The 1,754-nt window shown below is 43.3% G+C and carries 2 protein-coding genes; one reads left to right on the forward strand and one right to left on the reverse strand.

Features of this window, described 5'->3' with window-relative positions:
* Window positions 1–930 (reverse strand): GGDEF domain-containing protein (locus tag R8N28_RS24060; protein WP_318183531.1); only part of this gene is annotated, 930 nt, incomplete at its 3' end.
* A 320-nt stretch (window positions 931–1,250) separates the two neighbouring features.
* Between R8N28_RS24060 and R8N28_RS24065 the strand changes: the two genes are divergently transcribed.
* Window positions 1,251–1,754: deoxyribodipyrimidine photo-lyase (locus R8N28_RS24065; RefSeq protein WP_318183532.1), on the forward strand; the 504-nt coding region annotated here is incomplete at its 3' end.

Below are 1,754 nucleotides of genomic sequence, written 5' to 3' on the forward strand. Positions count from 1 at the left end.
GTCACCAACTTCGAACTCTGCCACACCAAAAGAAGCGGTAATGCTATGAACTTGTGTGCCCGAGCGTTTATCACGTACGCGCAGCTTTTCAATCATGCGGCGTAGGGTATCGGCGTATTGGCGGGCGATTCGTAGGGATTTGTTTGGCACAATTAACGCAAATTCTTCGCCGCCGAAGCGGTACGCACTCACGCCATCGCGACAGCTTTGTTGCAGTCGACGCGCGATCGCTTTCAATACTGTGTCACCAAATAGGTGCCCATAGTTATCGTTGAACGCTTTAAAGTGGTCGATATCCAGCAAGATGAGAGTCATCGCCTGATTAGCGTTAATCAGCATGCTCAAATCAGTATCAAAGGCACGACGATTGTAAAGATTAGAGAGTCCATCAAACAGCGCGTCTTTTTGTACTTCGGCTAATTGATGCTTCAAACGAGAAATTTCTTCACTCGCATTGGTGAGTTGACGGTTTAAGAATTTAGTTGAGTGGCGAATCTCATGAGATTCAGCAACGAGTTGGCGGATCACCACCATCACTTCTTCGATGCTCAAGCTGTTGTCTTCGACTTTTTCTAATTTGTTGAAGCTTTTATCGACCATCGCAGAGAAAGAAGAGGTATCTGACAAAGTATCACTCATGGAGCTCGACACTTCGTGTAATAGTACTTCTACGTTGGTTTTGAGATCTTCTAAGCTGGTTTCTGCTCTACTGGCCACGTAGTTGTTGTAAAGCTGTTTGTTCGCTGCTGGTGGACAAATACCATAGTGTTCTAACACTTCGTCCATCTCAAAATTGAGTTCTGGAATGGTTTTGTCTACGTAGGTATACCAAAGCGCGTAGTTTGCGGGGGTGGCAGCTACATGATTTTTGATCATTAGTGGCACCGCTTTTTTTAAGTTAGCGGTCGATTTCTTAAACTCGTCAGTCATTTCTGCGATGTTACTAGCAAAATGGAATTGGATTTAGATTACCGGATATTAACTAATATCGCTTTAATTTTTATCATTTTTGCTTGGTTTATATAAAAAAATGAGCAAATAGCGGTGATATTCATAAATCTGAAATTTGATTTTATAAAATTGCGGTTTAAAAAGTGAACGATTGAGGATGGAAATACGATTTGGCTCTTATGTTCACGATTCATGCAAAGAGCATGGAAAGCGCTGTAGTTAGTAAGAACGGATGATCCGCTTGCGATGCCGAGCGTAAAACAAATCAGTACATTTAGCTCCTCGCCTAAGGACGTTTTTTGAAAAAGAAAATAGGGCTTTACTGGTTTACGTTTGACCTAAGACTTCACGATAACTCGCTATTGGTTAATGCCTCATCTTTTCTGGATGAATTGGTTTGCTTGTATTGTCGCCCTTCAGTAACTCCTTTTCTACATCATTTTGCTCAGGAGGCAACGCTCGGACGAGCAAGGCAGAAATTTATCGATGCGTCTTTGTGCGAACTGAATGACGCACTCGGCCAGTTAGGTCAGCGACTTTGGACGCTAGATCTACCCCCGTATCAAGCCCTCAAATATGCCATTCAATATTTGGGTGTCACTCATCTTTATGCAGACGCAATGGCTGGCTCGGATGAACAGAGCATATTGCACAAGCTGCAAGATGAATACCCACACCTTGTCATTGTTCAGCACTCTGTACGCAGTTTGTTCGACGAAAGCAAGCTGCCGTTTACGTTGCCTGATCTACCTGAGACTTTTACTCAGTTTAGAAAGTGCGTTGAAGGGATAGACATCGCCCAC

Source organism: Vibrio sp. Vb1554, from assembly GCF_033344235.1.